Source organism: Methylocucumis oryzae, from assembly GCF_000963695.1.
GTDB classification, from domain to species: domain Bacteria; phylum Pseudomonadota; class Gammaproteobacteria; order Methylococcales; family Methylomonadaceae; genus Methylovulum; species Methylovulum oryzae.
This window is the reverse complement of record NZ_LAJX01000368.1, coordinates 1-2,637: the sequence shown is the minus strand read 5'-3', so window position 1 is coordinate 2,637 and position 2,637 is coordinate 1. Positions and strand designations below refer to the sequence as shown.

The following is a 2,637-nucleotide window of genomic DNA, read 5'->3' as shown; positions in this document are numbered from 1 at the left end:
CCGCCCGCATCTTGAATGTCTAAAGCAATGACATCAGTGCTTTCGGTTGCCGCTGGCGTGTTTTGTGCAGCGCTTAACGTGTAGCTGTAGGCAATGCTACCACCGGTGCTAATCCCGCCTACACTACTGGTGCTGGTGTAACCGGTTAAGGTTAATAAGCCTATACCGGTATTTATCGTAATCGGTGTTGTACCTAGGTTGTTGAGCTGGCTTAAGCTGACTGTTGTGCCGCCTAGCGTAACGCTATCAATGCCTTCGGCAGCCGCTATGCTAATCGTACCCGTCGTAGTTTCGCTGGTATCGCCTACACTGGTTAAGCCGACTTCATAGACGGTATTGTCACCGGTCGCCGCGCCATTGCCATCATCGGCAAAGATGCTCGGTGCACCATCGGTAGCCCCATTTATCGTTATTGTCAGCGTCGCGGTCGTGCTGTCGCCGTCAGCGTCGGTTAATGTATAGGTATAGACTTCAGTTAAGCTATCTCCCGTTTTTAACGCGTTCACTAGTGGATTATTGTTATCTAAATCATAGCTGTAGCTTCCATCAGGATTTAACGTTAAATAACCATAATTTCCAGCTAATGGACTGCCAAGCGTACCGTTGGTCGCGGCAAAATTAACCCCTGTTATTGGAGTGCCATTACTATCGGCACCTTGTCTATCCGCAACATCGCCAGAACCACTACGGCTTGGCAAGTAAACATTTCCAGTTATGGGTGTGATGCCATCTTCGTCGATGCTGTTAGTATCATCATTCGCCGTCGGCGTGTCATCGATGATTTGTATAGTTAAATTAGCCGTATCGCTAGCACCACCTGCATCTTGAATAGTTAAAGCAATAACATCAGTACTTTCTGTTGCCGCAGGTGTGTTTTGTGCGGCGCTTAACGTATAGCTGTAGGCAATGCTACCACCGGTGCTAATCCCGCCTACACTACTAGTGCTGGTGTAACCGGTTAAGGTTAATAAGCCTATACCGGTATTTATCGTGATCGGCGTTGTGCCTAGGTTGTTGAGCTGGCTTAAGCTGACTGTTGTGCCGCCTAGCGTAACACCATCAATGCCTTCGGCAGCCGCTATGCTAATCGTACCGGTCGTGGTTTCGCTGGTATCGCCTACACTGGTTAAGCCGACTTCATAGACGGTATTGTCACCGGTCGCCGCGCCATTGCCATCATCGGCAAAGATGCTCGGTGCACCATCGGTAGCCCCATTTATCGTTATTGTCAGCGTCGCGGTCGTGCTGTCGCCGTCAGCGTCGGTTAACGTGTAGGTGTAGATTTCAGTTAGGCTATCGCCGGTTTTTAACGCGTTGACGTCTGCATTGCTGTTATCTATGGCGTAAATGTATGCGCCGGTTTCACTTAGCGTTAAGCTGCCGTAATTACCCGCTAATGCGCTGTTGAGTGTGCCGTTTGTTGCGCCAAAGCTAATACCGGTAATCGGTGTACCGTTGGTATCTGCACCTTGCTCATCGGTAACATCGCCCGCACTGCCGCTGACGTAGACATTGCCGCTAGTAGTGGCACTGCCGTCTTCGGTGATGCTATTGCTGTCATTGTTCGCGACCGGTGTGTCGTCGATGATTTGTATGGTCAGGCTGCCCGTGCTGGTTTCTTCGGCTCTATCCGCAATGGTAAGGTCGAAGGTGTCAGTGTCTTCGCTAGCCCCTGGCGTGTTTTGTGCTGCCGTTAACGTATAGCGATAGGCAATACTGCCGCCTGTGCTAATGCCGTCAATTTCGCTGCTGCTGGTGTAGCCAGTTAACGTGAGTTCGCCTTTGCTGGTCGTTATCGTGATGGGTGTTGTGCCTAGGTTGTTTAAGTCGCCTAAGGTGACTAGCGTACCTTCGATTTCTATGTAATCTATCCCTTCGGCGGCGCTTACGCTAATTGTTCCTGTGGTCGTTTCTGTGGTATCAACGACACTGGTTAAGCCATGTTCGTATACGGTGTTGTCCCCGGTAGCCGCGCCGTTGCTGTCATCCGCATTAATAGTCGGCGCACCATCGGTCACTCCGTTTATGGTAATGGTTAATACCGCTGTTGTGCTGTCGCCATCATCGTCGGTTAATGTGTAAGTAAATTCTTCGGTTAAGGTTTCTCCGGCTAACAGTTGATTGACGTTGCTGTTGTTGTTATCAAGTTCGTAGTCATAACTGCCATCGGCATTTAAGATTAAATTGCCGTAGTTACCGGCAACTGCGCTACCTATGGCGCCCGGTGTTACACCAAAGCTTACGCCAGTAATCGGTGTGCCATTAGCATCTGCGCCTTGGTCATCGGCTACATCGCCCGCACTGCCGCTGGCGAAAACATTGCCGCTCGTTGTCGTTGGACTGCTGGTCGTGCCTTCGGTCACGCTATTGGCATCATCGTTTGCCGTCGGCGTGTCATCGATGATTTGTATGGTTAAAAAGCTAGTATTGCTGGTAGCACCGCCCGCATCTTGAATGTCTAAAGCAATGACATCAGTGCTTTCGGTTGCCGCTGGCGTGTTTTGTGCAGCGCTTAACGTGTAGCTGTAGGCAATGCTACCACCGGTGCTAATCCCGCCTACACTACTGGTGCTGGTGTAACCGGTTAAGGTTAATAAGCCTATACCGGTATTTATCGTAATCGGTGTTGTACCTAGG

Annotated in this window: 1 protein-coding gene; it reads right to left on the bottom strand. The window is 50.3% G+C overall.

Annotated elements, in window-relative coordinates:
• On the bottom strand, positions 1 to 2,637 hold a 2,637-nt coding region (locus VZ94_RS21715; protein WP_204369268.1), incomplete at both ends, for a beta strand repeat-containing protein.